The organism is Streptomyces beigongshangae, from assembly GCF_019710745.1.
Taxonomy (GTDB): domain Bacteria; phylum Actinomycetota; class Actinomycetes; order Streptomycetales; family Streptomycetaceae; genus Streptomyces; species Streptomyces beigongshangae.
This window is the reverse complement of the sequence record NZ_JAHKJW010000002.1, coordinates 91,694-108,915: the sequence shown is the minus strand read 5'-3', so window position 1 is coordinate 108,915 and position 17,222 is coordinate 91,694. Positions and strand designations below refer to the sequence as shown.

16 protein-coding genes are annotated in these 17,222 nt (G+C 70.1%); 8 read left to right on the top strand and 8 right to left on the bottom strand.

Features of this window, described 5'->3' with window-relative positions; genetic code table 11:
* Positions 1–69 precede the first annotated feature (69 nt).
* Entirely contained in the window at positions 70–990 is a 921-nt protein-coding gene (locus KM933_RS01825; protein WP_308013213.1) for a 1-aminocyclopropane-1-carboxylate deaminase/D-cysteine desulfhydrase, read from the top strand.
* Here the strand turns inward: KM933_RS01825 and KM933_RS01820 are convergent.
* Positions 987–2,582, bottom strand: a complete 1,596-nt coding sequence (locus KM933_RS01820; RefSeq protein ID WP_221347974.1) for a Na+/H+ antiporter — start codon at positions 2,580–2,582, stop codon at positions 987–989. The two genes, KM933_RS01825 and KM933_RS01820, sit on opposite strands and share 4 nt — an antisense overlap.
* A gap of 61 nt (positions 2,583–2,643) precedes the next feature.
* On the opposite strand from KM933_RS01820, the gene KM933_RS01815 reads away from it, so the two are divergent.
* From KM933_RS01815 to KM933_RS01805, 3 genes are all read left to right on the top strand, one after another.
* Positions 2,644–2,904 carry a UBP-type zinc finger domain-containing protein gene (locus tag KM933_RS01815; RefSeq protein WP_221347973.1) on the top strand — a complete coding sequence of 87 codons (261 nt, stop codon included), beginning with the start codon at positions 2,644–2,646 and terminating at the stop codon, positions 2,902–2,904.
* 251 nt (positions 2,905–3,155) lie between these two features.
* Positions 3,156–3,569 carry an ATP-binding protein gene (locus KM933_RS01810; RefSeq protein WP_149511589.1) on the top strand — a complete coding sequence of 138 codons (414 nt, stop codon included), beginning with the start codon at positions 3,156–3,158 and terminating at the stop codon, positions 3,567–3,569.
* On the top strand, positions 3,566–4,711 hold the full coding sequence (locus KM933_RS01805; protein ID WP_221347972.1) for an RNA polymerase sigma factor SigF: 1,146 nt from the start codon (positions 3,566–3,568) through the stop codon (positions 4,709–4,711). Before KM933_RS01810 ends, KM933_RS01805 begins: the two co-directional genes overlap by 4 nt.
* Positions 4,712–4,854: 143 nt before the next feature.
* Here the strand turns inward: KM933_RS01805 and KM933_RS01800 are convergent, their stop codons facing one another.
* Positions 4,855–5,304: a hypothetical protein gene (locus KM933_RS01800; RefSeq protein WP_221347971.1), complete on the bottom strand. Its 450-nt coding sequence runs from the start codon at positions 5,302–5,304 to the stop codon at positions 4,855–4,857.
* Between the two features lie 146 nt (positions 5,305–5,450).
* Between KM933_RS01800 and KM933_RS01795 the strand changes: the two genes are divergently transcribed.
* Together KM933_RS01795 and KM933_RS01790 are read left to right on the top strand one after the other, a co-directional pair.
* Positions 5,451–6,419, top strand: coding sequence for a diacylglycerol/lipid kinase family protein (locus KM933_RS01795; protein WP_221347970.1), 969 nt, complete (start codon positions 5,451–5,453; stop codon positions 6,417–6,419).
* Positions 6,420–6,737: 318 nt separating this feature from the next.
* Positions 6,738–6,995, top strand: a complete 258-nt coding sequence (locus KM933_RS01790) for a WhiB family transcriptional regulator (RefSeq protein ID WP_016639615.1) — start codon at positions 6,738–6,740, stop codon at positions 6,993–6,995.
* Between the two features lie 351 nt (positions 6,996–7,346).
* On the opposite strand, the gene KM933_RS01785 is transcribed toward KM933_RS01790, so the two are convergent.
* Together KM933_RS01785 and KM933_RS01780 are read right to left on the bottom strand one after the other, a co-directional pair.
* On the bottom strand, positions 7,347–8,822 hold the full coding sequence (locus tag KM933_RS01785; protein WP_221347969.1) for a sensor histidine kinase: 1,476 nt from the start codon (positions 8,820–8,822) through the stop codon (positions 7,347–7,349).
* 386 nt (positions 8,823–9,208) lie between these two features.
* On the bottom strand, positions 9,209–9,904 hold the full coding sequence (locus KM933_RS01780; protein ID WP_221347968.1) for a TetR/AcrR family transcriptional regulator: 696 nt from the start codon (positions 9,902–9,904) through the stop codon (positions 9,209–9,211).
* Positions 9,905–10,097: 193 nt separating this feature from the next.
* On the opposite strand from KM933_RS01780, the gene nagB reads away from it, so the two are divergent.
* The gene (nagB, locus tag KM933_RS01775; protein ID WP_221347967.1) at positions 10,098–10,883 is read left to right on the top strand and encodes a glucosamine-6-phosphate deaminase; all 786 of its coding nucleotides are present in this window, start codon (positions 10,098–10,100) and stop codon (positions 10,881–10,883) included.
* Between the two features lie 255 nt (positions 10,884–11,138).
* Here nagB and KM933_RS01770 read toward each other — a convergent pair whose 3' ends face one another.
* From KM933_RS01770 to KM933_RS01755, 4 genes are all read right to left on the bottom strand, one after another.
* Positions 11,139–12,665, bottom strand: a complete 1,527-nt coding sequence (locus tag KM933_RS01770) for a glycoside hydrolase family 3 protein (protein ID WP_221347966.1) — start codon at positions 12,663–12,665, stop codon at positions 11,139–11,141.
* A 9-nt stretch (positions 12,666–12,674) separates the two neighbouring features.
* On the bottom strand, positions 12,675–13,514 hold the full coding sequence (locus KM933_RS01765; protein ID WP_221347965.1) for a carbohydrate ABC transporter permease: 840 nt from the start codon (positions 13,512–13,514) through the stop codon (positions 12,675–12,677).
* Positions 13,511–14,512, bottom strand: a complete 1,002-nt coding sequence (locus KM933_RS01760; RefSeq protein ID WP_221348113.1) for a carbohydrate ABC transporter permease — start codon at positions 14,510–14,512, stop codon at positions 13,511–13,513. Before KM933_RS01760 ends, KM933_RS01765 begins: the two co-directional genes overlap by 4 nt.
* A 104-nt stretch (positions 14,513–14,616) precedes the next feature.
* The gene (locus KM933_RS01755) at positions 14,617–15,894 is read right to left on the bottom strand and encodes an extracellular solute-binding protein (RefSeq protein WP_221347964.1); all 1,278 of its coding nucleotides are present in this window, start codon (positions 15,892–15,894) and stop codon (positions 14,617–14,619) included.
* A 455-nt stretch (positions 15,895–16,349) separates the two neighbouring features.
* Here KM933_RS01755 and KM933_RS01750 point away from each other — a divergent pair, with 455 nt between their 5' ends.
* Positions 16,350–17,114, top strand: coding sequence for a GntR family transcriptional regulator (locus KM933_RS01750; RefSeq protein WP_173894651.1), 765 nt, complete (start codon positions 16,350–16,352; stop codon positions 17,112–17,114).
* Positions 17,115–17,222: the final 108 nt, after the last annotated feature.

The following is a 17,222-nucleotide window of genomic DNA, read 5'->3' as shown; positions in this document are numbered from 1 at the left end:
ACTCCGTCTTCCGCCCGGGGCGCGGAACAGTTCGCGTGCCGCTCGGATACGTGTCCGACAATGGTCGGTGTGAGCGGCGCCGACCTTCCCCGAGCCATCGACCCCGACGTCCTGCGGCCGCGCCTTCCGTCGCCGCTGCAGGAGGTCGCGGACGAGCGCTTCGCGCGGCACGGCGTGCGGCTGCTGCTCAAACGGGACGATCTGATCCACCCGGAGCTGATCGGCAACAAGTGGCGCAAGCTGGTCCCGAACCTCGCGGCGGCGGGCGGTCGTACGGTCCTCACCTTCGGCGGCGCGTACTCGAACCACCTGCGGGCCACCGCGGCGGCCGGCCGCCTCCTGGGACTGCCCACCGTCGGTGTGGTCCGGGGCCATGAGCTCGCCGACCGCCCCCTCAACCCGTCCCTCGCACGGTGCGCGGCCGACGGCATGCGGCTCCACTTCGTCGACAGATCGGCCTACCGCCGCAAGGACGAGCCGGAGACACGGGCCGCGCTGCTGCGGGCGACCGCCTGCGAGGAGGCGTACGTGGTTCCGGAGGGCGGCAGCAACGCCCTCGCCGTGCGCGGCTGCACGGCCCTCGGCGAGGAACTGCGCGGCCACGCCGACGTCGTCGCGCTGGCCTGCGGTACGGGCGGCACGCTGGCGGGCCTGGCCGCGGGACTCTCCCCCGGTCAGCGCGCGCTGGGCGTCCCGGTGCTCAGGGGCGGTTTCCTCGGCGCGGAGATACGTGCCCTCCAGGACGCGGCGTTCGGCGGGCCGCGCGGCGAGTGGTCCCTGGACGAGCGCTTCCACTTCGGCGGCTACGCCCGTACGCCGCCTGGACTCGACGCGTTCGCGGCGGACTTCGGGCGACGCCACGGCCTGCCCGTCGAACGTCTCTATGTCGCCAAGTCGCTGTACGGACTCGTGTCCCTCGTCGAGGAGGGCGCGTTCCCGCGCGGGACGACGGTCGCGGCCGTGGTCACGGGCAGGCCCGACGTCTCCTAGGCCGTCTCCCGGAACGCGGCGGCCTCCTCCAGGTCCAGGCGCCGCAGCAGGGTCCGCAGCATCTCGTCGTCGATGTGGCGGCCGTCACGCAGCTTCACGAACACCTCGCGTTCGGTGCCGATCATCTCCCGGGACAGCCGCCGGTAGGTGTCGTCCGCCGTCTCGCCGGTGACGGCGTCGACCTGGCCGAGGCGTTCCCAGACAGCGTTGCGACGACGCTCCAGCACCGCGCGCAGACGGTCGGCCAGGGGTTGCGGGAGAGCGTTGCGCTCGTCGGACAGGAGTGCTTCCAGGCGGTTCTCGGCGGCGCGGGATGCCTGCGCCTGGGCGTTCGCCTCCGCGAGCGTCTCGGCCTGCTGGTCCCGTCCCGGTAGTTTCAGCACGCGGATCAGCGGCGGCAGCGTCAGTCCCTGGACGACGAGCGTCCCGATCACCGTCGTGAAGGTCAGGAAGAGGATCATGTTGCGGCCGGCGAATTCCTCGCCGTCGTGCACGGTGAGCGGGATCGAGAAGGCGATGGCGAGCGAGACCACGCCCCTCATGCCGGCCCAGCCGATGACGAAGGACCCCTTCCAAGTGGGGTTCTCCTCCCGTTCCCGGATCCGCGCGGACAGCAGGCGCGGCAGGAAGGTCGCGGGGTACACCCAGGCGAAGCGGGTCACGACGACGATCACGAAGAGGGCCACCGCGTACCAGGCCGCGCTGACCCCCTCGTACTCGCCGAGGCCCTTCAGGATCACCGGGAGCTGGAGGCCGATGAGGGCGAAGACCGCCGACTCCAGGATGAACGCGACCATCTTCCAGACCGCCTCCTCCTGGAGCCGTGTCGCGAAGTCGACCTCCCAGTTGCGGTGGCCGAGGTAGAGCGCGACGACGACCACGGCGAGCACCCCGGAGGCGTGCACCTCCTCGGCGACCGCGTACGCGAAGAAGGGGGTCAGCAGCGACAGCGAGTTCTGCAGCAGCGCCTCCTTCAGGTGCGTGCGCATCCAGTGGATCGGCACCATCAGGACGAGCCCGACACCGATGCCCCCCAGCGCCGCGAGCAGGAACTCGCCGATGCCGCCCGCCCAGGTCGCGCCCTCGCCGACCGCGGCCGCGAGGGCCACCTTGTAGGCGGTGATCGCGGTCGCGTCGTTCACCAGCGACTCGCCCTGCAGGATCGTGGTGACCCGTGACGGCAGCCCGACCCGTCGCGCCACCGCCGTGGCCGCCACCGCGTCCGGCGGTGCCACGACCGCGCCGAGCACCAGTGCCGCGGTGAGCGACAGGTCCGGCACGAGCACGTACGCGGCCCAGCCCACGACGAACGTCGCGAACAGTACGTACCCGACCGAGAGCAGCGCCACGGGGCGGAGCTGCGCCCGCAGATCGAGGTACGAGCTGTCCGTGGCGGCCGTGTAGAGCAGCGGGGGCAGCAGCAGCGGCAGGACCACGTGCGGGTCGAGGGTGTACTCGGGCACCCCGGGGACGTACGAGACGGCCAGTCCCGCGGCGACGAGAAGCAGGGGCGCGGGCACCGGGGTGCGGCGCGCGGCGCCCGCGACGGCGGCGCTGCCCGCGACGAGCAGGAGCAGGGGCATCACATGCATCGCTATGGGACCGCTTTCGTTTCTGCGCGGATTTCCGCACGTCCGACGTAATCTGGCAATCATGAAACAGTGCACGCACGCCGACGCGCTGCCGCATCCGGAACCCGCGCCACAGAGCGAGACCTGCCTCGAGTGCCTGGCGGCGGGTACCCATCCGGTACAGCTGCGGCTGTGCCTCGGCTGCGGTCACGTGGGCTGCTGCGACTCGTCGCCGATGCGACACGCCACGGAACACTTCAAGGAGACGCAGCACCCGATCATGCGGACCTTCGAGCCCGGTGAGAGCTGGCGCTGGTGCTTCGTCGACCACGTACTGGTGTGACGTGGGGTCCGGACGGTTCGACCGTCTGGCGTCTGGGTACGTCAATCCGGCGCGCGCTCTTCCTAATTGGGCCCGCAGACCCCTAGCCACTGTCCGTATCCATAGGTTTACTATGAGTGACAGCAAGGGGTCGGGGTCCCGGGGACAGGACACCTGAGAGCGCGATAGCGTCACCGCTGAACCATGATGCGCGTCATACCGGGGGTCGACCCTCGGCCCCCGAAAAAGCTTGTACCACCTTGGAGGTGAGGGTGTCCCAGTTCGCAGGCGAGCCCGCGACCCAGGACTTCGTCGAAGTCAGGCTGCCGGCTGCGGGTGCCTACCTGTCGGTGCTGCGCACGGCCACGGCCGGCCTCGCGGCGCGTTTGGACTTCACCCTCGACGAGATCGAGGACTTGCGCATCGCCGTGGACGAGGCGTGCGCGATCCTGTTGCAACAGGCGGTGCCGGGCTCCGTGCTCAGCTGTGTCTTCCGCCTGATCGACGACTCGCTCGAGGTGACCGTCTCGGCCCCGACGACCGACGGCCACGCCCCCGCACGGGACACCTTCGCCTGGACCGTGCTGTCGGCACTCGCGGGCAAGGTCTCCTCCTCGGTGGCCGACGACAGAACCGTTTCGATCAGCCTCTACAAACAGCGCGGCGCGGGACCCGGGCCGGCGTGAGGAACGGGGACGGGCCGGTGCGGGATGAAGAGCGCGGCACACGAAAACTCTCCGCCGGGGGCGAGGACGGTCCGGGCGGGCCCCGGCGCCTGGCGGAGGGCATCGACGGCATTCCCGAGCAGCAGGCCCGGCCGCACCCGGAGGACAGCGGTCCGCCGGCGGCCGGGACGGCTCCGGGAGAGCCGATCGGCGAGGACGGGCGCGAGGCGCTCTCCGGCAGTGACGGGCGACACGATCCAGACGTTGCCGCGCAGTGGGGGTCCCCCCGGACGGAGTCTGGGGGGACGTCCTTGGAAGGGCGGCGGCGGGTGACGGGCGGGATCATGAGCGAGCAGCACGAGCACGAACGAAACGCCGACGACGGCGCGGCGGGAGCACAGCACGACCCCCACAACCGGAGCGGGGCGCGGGCCAAGTTCATCAGGCTGCGCGAGCTGGACGGCAGCAGCCCGGAGTACGCGGAGCTGCGCAACCAGCTGGTCCGTATGCACCTGCCGCTCGTGGAGCACCTCGCGCGCCGCTTCCGCAACCGCGGCGAGCCGCTGGACGACCTCACGCAGGTCGCCACCATCGGCCTGATCAAGTCGGTCGACCGCTTCGACCCGGAGCGCGGCGTCGAGTTCTCGACGTACGCGACCCCGACGGTCGTCGGCGAGATCAAGCGGCACTTCCGGGACAAGGGCTGGGCCGTACGCGTGCCGCGCCGGCTGCAGGAACTGCGGCTCGCGCTGACCACGGCGACCGCGGAGCTCTCGCAGCAGCACGGCCGCTCCCCCACGGTGCACGAGCTGGCCGAGAAGCTGGCCATCTCGGAGGAGGAGGTCCTGGAGGGCCTGGAGTCGGCCAACGCCTACTCCACGCTGTCCCTGGACGTCCCCGACACGGACGACGAGTCCCCGGCCGTCGCGGACACCCTGGGCTCCGAGGACGAGGCGCTGGAGGGCGTGGAGTACCGCGAGTCCCTCAAGCCGCTCCTGGAGGACCTCCCCCCGCGCGAGAAGCGCATCCTCCTGCTGCGCTTCTTCGCGAACATGACCCAGTCACAGATCGCCCAGGAGGTGGGCATCTCCCAGATGCACGTCTCCCGGCTGCTGGCCCGGACGCTGGCTCAGCTCCGCGAGAAGCTCCTGGTGGAGGAGTAGCACGTCCCACGACTCGCGCCCCGTGAAGGGGCGCGGGGAACCGCGCGGCACGAGGGCGCCCGGCCGCGCCGTCCGCGGGACGGCCGCGGAGGTCTCCGGGCGGCTGCGGACGCGTACGTCCTCCGCCCTCGGCGCGTCGCCCGCTACCGGCGTTCGCGCACTCCGTCCGGTCCGGTGATTCCCAGCGCCCGTGTCGTCTCGGGGTTCAGGATCAGCACCAGCGCCGCGACCGCCACCACCGCCAGGACGATTCCCCCGGGAATGGCGAGACTGTCGGCCTGGAGCAGGTTGTACGCGACGGGCAGGGCCATGATCTGGGTGATGATCGCGGGCCCCCGGCTCCAGCCGCGCCGCAGCAGCAGACCCCGTGCGGCGAGCAGCGGCAGCAGGGCGAGCACGATCAGCGTCACCCCGCCGGTGACCGCCTGGCTCCGGTCGTCCGGATGGCCGGAGAGACCCATCACGAGCAGGTAGACGCCCCCGGTGACGAGGGCGATCCCCTCCAGCGCGGCCAGCGCGGCCGCCGCGGTCAGCCGTCCGGGGCGGGGCTCGGCGTCCAGGGTCTGCGGGGTGGGATTCTGCTCAGGGCTCACTCTTGAAGGGTAGCCCTCGCCCCCGTCCGGCCACGGCCCCGGTGCGCTCTCCGGGTGTTCGGCGGGCATTCACCGCGCCGTCCCTTCCCCCGCCCTGTCCCACCTCGGTATGGGACGGGTACCACGCGGTAGGTACGCTGCATCGCATGCGTGCACTTCTCGTGGTCAATCCGGCGGCAACCACCACCAGCGCACGCACGCGTGACGTTCTGATCCACGCGCTGGCGAGCGAGATGAAACTCGAGGCGGTCACCACCGAGTACCGCGGTCACGCCAGGGACCTCGGCCGGCAGGCCGCGGAGAGCAAGGACATAGAACTGGTCGTGGCCCTCGGCGGCGACGGCACGGTCAACGAGGTCGTGAACGGTCTGCTGCACGAGGGCCCCGACCCCGACCGGCTGCCCGGCCTCGCCGTCGTCCCCGGCGGCTCCACCAACGTCTTCGCCCGCGCCCTGGGCCTCCCCAACCACGCCGTCGAGGCGACGGGCGCCCTCCTGGACGCCCTGCGCGAGGGCCGGCAGCGCACGGTGGGCCTGGGTCTCGCGGCCGGCACCCCAGGCAGCGAGGACGAGGCCGTCCCCGCCCGCTGGTTCACCTTCAACGCGGGCCTCGGTTTCGACGCGGGCGTGGTCGGCCGCGTCGAACAGCACCGCGAGCGCGGCAAACGCTCCACGCACTCGCTCTATCTGCGTCAGGCGATGCGCCAGTTCTTCGGGGAGACCCACCGGCGCCGCGGCACCATCACCCTGGAGCGGTCCGACTGCGAGCCGGTGACCGATTTGGTGCTGTCCATAGTCTGCAACACCTCTCCATGGACGTATCTGGGCAATCGCCCGGTGTACGCGTCGCCTAAGGCCTCGTTCGATACCGGCCTCGACGTACTCGGTCTCAGCCGCATGTCGACGGGTGCGGTTGCCCGGTATGGCACCCAGTTGCTCACTTCGTCCCCTGAACGCGGACCCCACGGCAGGCACGCGGTGTCCCTGCACGATCTGACCGACTTCACCTTGCATTCGAAGGTCCCGCTCCCCCTGCAGATGGACGGCGACCACCTCGGACTGCGTACGAGTGTCGCGTTCACAGGCGTTCGCCGTGCACTGCGTGTGATTGTGTGAGCGGAACGGGCTAAAGTCCTTCCACTCGAACGTTTAGGCCAGGATCCACCCCATGGAAGTACGGCTGTGACCTAGTCGACACCGAGGAATCAAAAAAAACTTTCCGGTAGGGGTTGTATCCGCCGCTGAGGTTTGCGAGTCTCTACGTGGCGCTCGGGACGGGCCGCAACATCGCCCCCACAGAGCGCCGGAACCCCTCCTCACTTCAAAGGACCACGCCAGTCCGTCTGGTAGTCGGCCCTTCACTTGTTGAGGGATTCGTGAAAGCGTTCACATTCACAAGCAAAGTGCATGTAATACCAAGGAGAGGTAGCAGCCATGGACTGGCGTCACAACGCCGTTTGCCGCGAGGAAGACCCGGAGCTCTTCTTCCCCATCGGCAACACCGGTCCTGCGCTGCTGCAGATCGAGGAAGCCAAGGCCGTCTGCCGTCGCTGCCCCGTCATGGAGCAGTGCCTGCAGTGGGCGCTCGAGTCCGGCCAGGACTCCGGCGTCTGGGGTGGTCTCAGCGAGGACGAGCGCCGCGCGATGAAGCGCCGCGCCGCCCGCAACAGGGCCCGTCAGGCCTCCGCCTGACAACCCGCCCCACAACAGCCTGAGCTTGGCGGCGCGTACAGCGAGTACGCATCTCCCGCCCCCGAGCCGCAGCGCGCAGTACCCCCGATGCGCAGAACCGAATGACACTGTGAGCCCCGGACCGTTCCATGGTCCGGGGCTCATTGTTGCGTTCGACGCCGGGTCCAACGGTGGGTCCGACGGTGGAGATTACGCAGAGTGTTCGTGAAAGTAATGAGACGAGACGGGTGGGCGGGGCCGGTGGGCCCGGTGGGGTTCCGGGCCACCTGGACCGCTTGACTGCTCCAGCTGCTCCAGCTGCTCCAGCTGCTTCGGTCACTTCGGCTGCTTCGGCTGCTTCGGCCACTTCGGCTACTTGGCGGTCCGTACCGGGATGTCCAGTACGACCTGGGTGCCGCGCTCCGGGCCCGGGACCATGTCGAAGGTGCCGCCCAGCTCACCTTCCACGAGCGTTCGTACGATCTGCAGACCGAGGTTGCCGGAGCGGTGCGGGTCGAATCCCTCCGGCAGTCCCACCCCGTCGTCCTGGACCGTGACCAGGAGGCGGTTCTCCTTCGACGTGCCGCCGCGGACCGCGGACACCTCGACCGTGCCCCGCTCGCCCTCGCGGAAGCCGTGCTCCAGCGCGTTCTGCAGGATCTCGGTGAGGACCATGGAGAGCGGGGTCGCGACCTCGGCGTCGAGTATGCCGAAGCGGCCCGTGCGCCGCCCGGTGACCTTGCCCGGCGAGATCTCGGCGACCATCGCGAGCACCCGGTCGGCGATCTCGTCGAACTCCACGCGCTCGTCGAGGTTCTGCGAGAGCGTCTCGTGCACGATGGCGATCGAGCCGACCCTGCGCACCGCCTCCTCCAGGGCCTCGCGGCCCCGGTCGGACTCGATGCGGCGGGCTTGGAGGCGCAGCAGGGCCGCGACCGTCTGGAGGTTGTTCTTCACCCGGTGGTGGATCTCCCGGATGGTCGCGTCCTTGGTGATCAACTCGCGCTCGCGGCGACGCAGTTCGGTCACGTCGCGCAGGAGGACCAGGGAACCGACGCGCGTGCCCTTCGGCTTGAGCGGGATCGCGCGCAGCTGGATCACGCCGTCGTTGCTCTCGATCTCGAACTCGCGGGGCGCCCAGCCGCTGGCGACCTTGGCCAGCGCCTCGTCCACGGGGCCGCGCGAGGGGGCGAGTTCGGCGGTGGTCCTGCCGAGGTGATGGCCGACCAGGTCGGCGGCGAGCCCCAGCCGGTGGTACGCCGACAGCGCGTTCGGCGACGCGTACTGGACGACGCCGTCCGCGTCCACCCTGATCAGGCCGTCCCCCACGCGCGGTGAGGCATCCATGTCGACCTGCTGGTTGGGGAACGGGAAGGAGCCGGCCGCGATCATCTGGGCCAGGTCGGACGCGCTCTGCAGATAGGTGAGCTCAAGGCGCGAGGGCGTGCGCACCGTGAGCAGGTTGGTGTTGCGGGCGATGACACCCAGGACGCGGCTCTCCCTGCGCACGGGGATGGACTCGACCCGTACGGGGACCTCCTCGCGCCACTCCGGGTCGCCCTCCCGCACGATCCGGCCCTCGTCCAGGGCGGCGTCCAGCATGGGGCGGCGGCCGCGCGGGACGAGATGGCCGACCATGTCGTCCTGGTACGAGGTGGGGCCGGTGTTCGGCCGCATCTGGGCGACCGAGACATAGCGGGTGCCGTCGCGGGTGGGAACCCACAGGACGAGGTCGGCGAAGGAGAGGTCGGAGAGCAGCTGCCACTCCGAGACCAGCAGATGCAGCCACTCGAGGTCGGAGTCACCGAGGGCGGTGTGCTGGCGTACGAGGTCGTTCATGGAGGGCACGTGTGCGAGCGTACGCGACCCGTGCGGCAAAGCCCGAGATCAGCTGCTCGCGGAGGCCCCTGGGGCACCCGCGGGCCGCGGCGCCTGAGAGGGACCCTCAACCCTCCCGGCACCGCAGCCCGGAGCAACAACGGCCGCGGGGTGTGCGGTCCCGATCGGCCGAAGGACGAGGATCCGGTGCAGTCAGGGCAGAGAGCGCCGGCTCCTCGATCCGCCTTCCTGTGCGGGGAGGGCGGAGACTCGGTCATTCAGTTGCCTTCTGGAGCTTTGCCTTCGATTCTGGACTAGACCACTCTGACTGTCCATGCGTCGCCGGGTGTTTGTTGTTGTCTTTTGATTTGACAACTCGTGCCCGTCATCCACCACGGAGCCCGGCCCCGGACGGTTCAGGGGCGGGGCCAGATGCGCGTGGCGAGTTCCGCGAGTGCTTCCAGCTCTTGCCTGGCGGCTCCGTCCCGTGCCTGCTGGGACATTCCCTGGAGCATGGCGCCGGTGTGCCGGGCCAGAGCTGCCGTGTCCGTGTCCGCGGGGAGTTCCCCGGCTGCGACACCTGCTCTTATCCGGTCCTCGACGGCGGCGATGTCGGCGTTGCGCCGCGCCCGCAGGGATGCCTCCACCTCGGGGGTGGTGCAGTTGGTGGCGGCGTGGATGATCAGACAGCCGTGCGGCCGGCCGGGCTCGGTGTACTCCGCGGCGGCCTCGCGCAGCAGCCGCTCCACCGCGGCGCGGGCCGTCGGCTCCTCGGCGAGCGCGCGGCCGCAGAAGGAGCCGTACCGCGTGCCGTACGCGTTCACGACCTCTTCGAAGAGGGAGCGCTTGTCCCCGAAGGCCGCGTAGAGGCTGGGGGCGCCGATGCCCATGACCTCGGTGAGGCCGGAGACGGAGGTCGCCTCGTAGCCGTGCTCCCAGAAGGCGAGGACCGCCTTTTCCAGCGCGGTCTCGCGGTCGAAGGAGCGGGGGCGGCCACGGCCCCGCCCGCGGCCGCCCGGCCCGGCTCCGGGCCCCGGGCCGGCTCCGGAGGGAGGTACGGGCTGCCGGTCGGCCGCCTGACTGTTCACCCCGGCCGTCTGACTGTTCACCATGGAGTGGATTTTATAGCGGGCACTAGAGAAAAGCCGTGCGATGTCGTACGGTTTTTTCTGTAGCGACCGTTAGGGAAACGCGAAGGGGGCGGACATGGACGCGCTCGCGGACAGGACCGCGTGAGACGCGTTCTGCTAGATTGGTCTATACCACATACGCAGGTGAGTTCCCCTTCAGAACGGCAGGCCCAGCGTGGAAGTTGTCATCGTTTCGGACGCCAAGGCGGGTGGCGAGCTCATTGCCGGGGCCATGGCGGAGTTGCTCCGGCACAAACCCGACGCCCTGCTCGGGGTGGCCACCGGTTCGTCACCGCTGCCCATCTACGAGGCGCTGGCGGCAAAGGTGCGGGCGGGAGCCGTGGACGCCTCACGGGCGCGGGTCGCCCAGCTCGACGAGTACGTGGGGCTGCCGGCCGAGCACCCCGAGTCGTACCGGTCGGTGCTGCGGCGCGAGGTGCTGGAGCCGCTGGAGCTCGACCCGGCCGCCTTCATGGGGCCGGACGGGACCGCCGGGGACGTGCGGGCGGCGTGCGAGGCGTACGACAGAGCGCTGGCGGAGGCGGGTGGGGTCGACCTGCAGTTGCTGGGCATCGGGACCGACGGGCACATCGGGTTCAACGAGCCGTGCTCCTCGCTGGCCTCCCGGACGCGGATCAAGACGCTGACCGAGCAGACGCGGATCGACAACGCGCGGTTCTTCGAGGGCGACATGGAGCAGGTGCCGCACCACGTGATCACCCAGGGCATCGGGACGATCCTGGAGGCACGGCACCTGGTGCTGCTCGCCACGGGTGAGGGCAAGGCGGATGCGGTGGCGGCGACCGTCGAGGGGCCGGTCGCCGCGGTGTGCCCGGCCTCCGCGCTCCAGCTGCACCCGCATGCCACGGTCGTGGTCGACGAGGCGGCCGCGTCCAAGCTGAAGCTGGCGGACTACTTCCGCCACACCTACGCCAACAAGCCGGCCTGGCAGGGCATCTAGGCACGGCCCGGGACCGACGGACCCTGCCGCAGGCTTTCCGGAGTTCCGAAGGCACGGCGGGCTGCGCAACCGCAGCTCACCGGGTGCCTCGGGGCGCGGGGAACTGCGCGACCGGCCCTCGACGAACCCGGAGCCGACACCGGCGCCGACACCGCCGCGGTATGCGACGGGGCCGGGTTCCCCGCGGAGAACCCGGCCCCGTCGCAGCCCTTTTCGGTCCGCGTGCCGGCAGTCGGCACGCGGCAGTCGGCAGGATCACGCCCCGGTGATCGCCTCCGCCGCCGCGAGACCGCACACACGCGCCGCGCCGTGGGTGGCGACGTGGAGGGCGCCGCGCGGGGGTGCCTGAGGTACGCCCATCTCGACCACGACCGTGTCGGGGCGGGCGGTGACCAGCGTGTCGAGCGCCTCGGCCATCCAGGCGTGCCGGTGGGCGTCGCGGACGACGGCGACCACGCGGCGCGACCCGGCGGCCGCGAGCACCTCGGCCCCCGCTCCCTCCCCCGTGAAACTGCCGGTTTCCGTGCCCGGCAGGGCGCGGCGCAGTTCGGCGGCGACACCCCAGGGGGTCTCGTCCCCGACGGCGATGTTGGCGACGGGGGTGAGGGCGGCGACGTACGGCGCCTCGGTGAGCGGTGCGTAGTGCTCTCCGCGGGTGACGGTCAGCGCCCGCCGGGCCGCCACCAGGCCGATCTCGGGACCGTCGGCGGCGGACGCCGATGCGGGCACCGGTGCCGAGGACCCGTCCGGTGCGCCTGGGCCGGTCGGGGTGGTGGCCGTCCAAGAGGCGAGGGAGCGTACCCGGGCCGCCGCGTCCGCCAGCCGTTCCTCGGGGAGTTCGCCCGTGCGGACGGCCGTGACCAGCGCGTCCCGCAGGCGCAGGACCGTCGCCTCGTCGGCCAGTCCGCCGCCCACACAGATGGCGTCGGCGCCGGCGGCGATCGCGAGGACGCTGCCGCGTTCGATGCCGTAGGTCGCCGAGATGGCCTGCATCTCCATGCCGTCGGTGACGATCAGTCCGTCGAAGCCGAGCTCCTCGCGCAGCAGCCCGGTGAGCACGCGGCGGGAGAGGGTCGCGGGACGGTCCGGGTCGAGGGCCGGCACCAGGATGTGCGCGCTCATCACGGCCCGCGTGCCGGCCGCGACGGCGGCGCGGAACGGAGCCAGTTCACGGGAGTCCAGGAGCGGCAGTCCGGCGTCGATGCGCGGCAGCGCGTGGTGGGAGTCGACCGCCGTGTCGCCGTGCCCCGGGAAGTGCTTGGTGCAGGCGGCGACTCCGGCGGACTGGAGCCCCCGGACGTACGCGGCGGTGTGCCGGGCGACGAGGTCGGTGTCGGCGCCGAAGGACCGTACGCCGATGACGGGGTTGCCGGGGTCGGAGTTGATGTCGGCGGACGGCGCCCAGTTGAGGTTCACACCGCAGGCGGCGAGCCGGCGGCCCAGTTCGCGGGCCACGGACTCGGTCAGGGCCACGTCGTCGACCGCGCCGAGCGCGTGGTTGCCGGGGAACGAGGACCCCGTACGCACCTCCAGGCGCGTGACGTCACCGCCCTCCTCGTCGATGGCGACCAGGACGTCGTCGCGTTCGGCGCGCAACTGGGCCGTGAGGGCGGCGAGCTGGTCGGGCGAGGCGATGTTGCGGCCGAAGAGACCGACGGAGGTGAGTCCTTCGCCGAGCCGCCGCAGCAGCCAGGAAGGAGCGGAGGTCCCGGTGAAGCCGGGCTGCAGGACGGCGAGGGCATCACGGGTCAGCGTGTCCGTGCCGGGGGCGAGGGTGGTCATCGGGTGGCGTTATCCCTTCACGGCGCCGGAGGTCAGTCCGCTGACGGCCTTGCGCTGGAGGAAGACGAAGAGGACCAGGATCGGGATGGCGAAGAGCGAGGCGGCGGCCATGGTGGCGCCCCAGTCGTCGCCGAACGTGGTCTGGAAGCTGGAGAGCCACAGCGGGAGCGTCTGCTTCTCGACGTCCTTGTTGAGGATCAGGACCAGCGGGAACTCGTTCCACGCCGTGATGAAGCCGAAGAGCGAGGTCGCCATGAGCCCGGGGGCGAGCAGCGGGAAGATGACCTTCACGAATGCCTGCTTGCGGGTGCAGCCGTCCACCATCGCCGATTCCTCCAGCTCCTTCGGCACGGCGGCGACGTACCCGCGCAGCGTCAGGACGGTGAAGGGCAGCACCATGATCATGTAGAAGACGGTCAGCGGGACGAGGCTGTTCAGGAGGTCGGCGTCGCGCACGATCATGTAGATCGCGATGACCATGACCTCCCAGGGGGCCATCTGCGCGATCATGAACGTCAGGAGGAATCCGCGGCGGCCCTTGAAGCGCATACGGGCCAGCGCGAAGGACGCGAGCAGTGCGATGACGAGGGAGAAGACCACCGCGAGGACGGTCACCGTCAGGGAGTTGCCGACGAGCGTCCAGAAGTTGTCGGCGTCGAGCGCCTTCCGGAAGTGGTCGAAGGTGATGTCGGTCGGTACGAAGACCGGGGTGTCCGAGATGATGTCGCCGCTCGGCTTCAGCGAGGTCGCGAACATCCAGTAGACGGGGAACGCGAAGACCACGAAGAGGACGAGGGCCGTCGCGTTGGGCCACAGCCGGGACACCGTGGAAGAGACGGAGCGCTTCACAGCTCGTCCTCCTCTTGCTTGAGAACGGTACGCAGGTAGTAGGCGGTCAGGGCGAGCAGGATGAGGATCGTCAGGAACGAGATCGCCGCGCCCATGCCGTAGTGCTGGTTGCCGGGGCCCTCGACGAACGCGTAGATCGGCAGGGTCTCGGTGAGCCGGTCGGGGCCGCCCTTGTTGATGGCGAAGATCTGCGGGAACGCCTTGAACACCCAGATGACCTCGAGGAAGGTCGTCGCCCACAGGAACGGCCGCAGGAAGGGGAAGGTCACGGAGGTGAAGCTCTTCCAGGTGCCGGCCCCGTCGATGGAGGCGGCCTCGTAGAGCTCCTTGGGGATGGTGGTCGTGGCGGCGTACAGGTTGATCGCCACGAACGGGATGGACTGCCAGACGATCAGCAGGGTGATCACGGAGAAGGTGGAGAGCTGGCTGCCGAACCAGTTGTAGTCGGCCATCGACGACCAGCCCGCCTTGGCGAGCAGCCAGTTGACGACGCCGAAGCGCTGGGCGAACAGCCACTGGTAGACCGTGGTCGCGGCGATCACCGGCATGGCCCAGGCCAGTACCAGACCGAGCATCAGCACCAGCCGCATGCGCTTGCCGAGCCGGGCGAGGAGCAGGCCGACGAGCGTGCCGAGCAGCATGACGAGGACGACGTTCACCGCGGTGAAGACGACCGTGCGCTGGACGACCTTCCAGAAGTCCGCGCTGCTCAGGACATCCGTGTAGTTGTCGATCCCCCGCCACTCGGTGAGGTGGAGGATCAGCTGGCGCGGGTTGAGGTTCTGGAACGACAGGATGCCGTTCTTGACGAGCGGCCAGCCGAGCAGGATCACCGTGGCGAGCAGGGCGGGCAGCAGGAGCAGGTACGGGGCGGAGGCGCCGCCGCGCCGGCCGGCCGGGCCCGTCCCCGTGCCGTCGGCGGGCGGGGGTACGTCGGTCTTGCGGACGCCGGGCCCCGCGGCCTTGCCCGTGTCCGTGCGTTCGGTCTGCACTGACATGCTCGCCATCTCTTCCACCATCGGGATTCGCAGTCGGATGCGCCGGCGTGCCGGGGACGGGGGAAACCGTCACGGGGAAGGGGCCGTCCCCGGCACGGAGGTGATCAGCTGCTCTGCGCGAGCCGCTTGTTGATCTCCGCCTCGACCTGCTTGGCGGCGGCCGCGGGCGACTTCCCCTTCAGGACCGCGGTCATGTATGCCTTGATCGGGTTCGGCTCGTTCTCCACGGCGGCCCACTCGGGGATCAGCGGGGTGGTGCCGCCGCCGGACGCGGCGGGGGCAGCGGCCTCGGCCGCGGCGTTGCCCGCGAGGTTGATCTGCAGCGACTCCTTGTTGGGGATGACGCCGTTCTCCTTGGCGAGCGCGCCCTCGAACTTGTCGGACAGGGCGATCTTCAGGAACTCCTTGGCGAGCTCCTGCTTCTTGCTGCCCGCGGCGACCGCGAAGTTGGAGCCGCCGAGGAAGACGCCCTCGGGCTCGTCGGCCGTCTCACCGGGGATGGTGAAGTAGCCGATGTCCTTCTCGATCTTCTTGTTGGCCGCGATGGCCGTACCGGCCTCCCAGCCCATGCCGATGAAGGCGCCGACGTCGCCCTTGGCGAAGACCTCGGCCTGCTGCGGGGTCGCCTCGTCCTTGTCCTTGGGGGCCTTGGAGTAGGACTGGTACTGCTTGTAGAGCTCCATGGCCTTGCCGACCTTCGGGTCCGCGAGGTTGGAGACGTACTTGTCGCCTTCCTTCTTCACCAGGTCGGCGCCCTGGCCGATGGTCAGGCCGCCGAAGAAGTACCAGTTCTGGCCGGGCAGGTAGAGCGGCTCGGCGTCGGTCTTCTTGTCGATGGTCTTCAGGGCGTCGAGGAACTCGGCCCGCGTCTTCGGGGTGTCCTCGATGCCGGCGTCGGCCCAGACCTTCTTGTTGTAGACCACGACGCGGTTGGCGAAGTACCACGGGGCCGCGTACTGCTTGCCGTCGAAGACCGAGGACTCGTTGAGGGTCTTGGTCCAGTCGGCGCCGATCTCCTCCTTGAGGTCCGTCAGATCGGCGAGGCCCCCGGTGGCAGCGTAGGCGGGGGTCTGGGTGTTGCCGACCTCGATGACGTCCGGCGGGTTCTCCTCGGAGAGCGAGGTGGTGATCTTCTGCTGGATGCCGTTCCACTGCTGGGTCTCGAACTTCAGCTTGGCCTTGGTCTTCTTCTCGAAGGCGGCCTTGACGTCCTTGGTCCAGCCGGGCGGCGTGGAGCCGTCCATCGCCCAGACGGTCAGGGTCTGGCCCTTGTAACCGTCGGCGCCCGCCTTGCCGCCACCGTCACCGTCGTCGCCGCCGCAGGCAGCGACCGACATCAACATGCCCGCGACACCGACGGCCGCGATGAGCTTGCGATTCACGTCATCCTCCTCAGGGATGCCAGCAACCCCCCTGCCCACCGCGTGACTTACGACGAGTACTGCCCGTGGGGCTGGGACCTGGTCCTCAATGGTTTAGACCAGTACGGGGAGCTTGGACTAGACCTAGAGGGGTGTCAAGGGCGATGCAGCCGCTCTCGACGGTCCGTTACGGGACCTATATATGCAGGGACCTTTCAGTGCGGGGGCGGCGGGAAAGGCGACAGAACGGGCGGTGGGACGGGTGTGTTCGCGTGCAGGTCGGGGCGGTGGCGCAGGGGTCTCCCGCGGCCCGTTCCGCTCACTCTGTGGACTAGACCAAAAGGGACCCCGACGGTATATAGAGGGGATCACGCAGCGTGCGGGGGGACACCCGCACGGTGGGGCGTGCCACGATGTGAGCCGTGGCCGACGCGTACGTCGTGCCGCATCGGCACCCGGAGCCGGGAAGGCAGAGTATGAGCACCGACGTCAGCAGTGCGGAGAACGAGGGTGGGGCCCCCATCCGTACCGCGCGCGTGCCCAAGTACTACCGCCTGAAGAAGCACCTGCTCGACATGACGGACACGCTTCCGCCGGGTACGCCGGTGCCGCCCGAGCGCACGCTGGCCGCCGAGTTCGACACCTCGCGCACGACCGTGCGCCAGGCGCTCCAGGAGCTGGTCGTCGAGGGGCGCCTCGAACGCATCCAGGGCAAGGGCACGTTCGTGGCCAAGCCGAAGGTGTCGCAGGCCCTGCAGCTCACTTCGTACACCGAGGACATGCGGGCGCAGGGGCTGGAGCCCACCTCGCAGCTGCTGGACGTCGGGTACATCACCGCCGACGACACGCTGGCCGGGCTGCTCGACATCACCGCCGGGGGGCGGGTGCTGCGGATCGAGCGGTTGCGGCTCGCGAGCGGGGAGCCCATGGCGATCGAGACCACGCATCTGTCCGCGAAGCGGTTTCCCGCGCTGCGGCGGTCGCTGGTGAAGTACACCTCGCTGTACACGGCGTTGGCGGAGGTGTACGACGTGCACCTGGCCGAGGCGGAGGAGACGATCGAGACCTCGCTCGCCACTCCCCGGGAGGCGGGGCTGCTCGGCACGGACGTGGGGTTGCCGATGCTGATGCTGTCGCGGCACTCGCTCGACAAGGACGAGCAGCCGGTGGAGTGGGTGCGGTCGGTGTACCGGGGGGACCGGTACAAGTTCGTTGCACGGCTGAAGAGGCCTGCGGACTGAGGGGATCCGCGCACTGGAGCGGTCAGCGCACTGAAGAGGTCCGCGGACCGGAGCAATCCGCGGGCCCGGGCGGCGAGGTGCGCTGCCGGGTGCGGGTCCGCTGTGGCC

What these genes read in the sequence shown, in the direction of transcription:
- KM933_RS01820 (WP_221347974.1), bottom strand. Translation starts at nt 2,582, where the DNA reads ATGCATGTGATGCCCCTGCTCCTGCTCGTCGCGGGCAGCGCCGCCGTC.
- KM933_RS01815 (WP_221347973.1), top strand. Translation starts at nt 2,644, where the DNA reads ATGAAACAGTGCACGCACGCCGACGCGCTGCCGCATCCGGAACCCGCG.
- KM933_RS01795 (WP_221347970.1), top strand. Translation starts at nt 5,451, where the DNA reads ATGCGTGCACTTCTCGTGGTCAATCCGGCGGCAACCACCACCAGCGCA.
- KM933_RS01790 (WP_016639615.1), top strand. Translation starts at nt 6,738, where the DNA reads ATGGACTGGCGTCACAACGCCGTTTGCCGCGAGGAAGACCCGGAGCTC.
- KM933_RS01780 (WP_221347968.1), bottom strand. Translation starts at nt 9,904, where the DNA reads ATGGTGAACAGTCAGACGGCCGGGGTGAACAGTCAGGCGGCCGACCGG.
- KM933_RS01770 (WP_221347966.1), bottom strand. Translation starts at nt 12,665, where the DNA reads ATGACCACCCTCGCCCCCGGCACGGACACGCTGACCCGTGATGCCCTC.
- KM933_RS01760 (WP_221348113.1), bottom strand. Translation starts at nt 14,512, where the DNA reads ATGTCAGTGCAGACCGAACGCACGGACACGGGCAAGGCCGCGGGGCCC.
- KM933_RS01750 (WP_173894651.1), top strand. Translation starts at nt 16,350, where the DNA reads ATGAGCACCGACGTCAGCAGTGCGGAGAACGAGGGTGGGGCCCCCATC.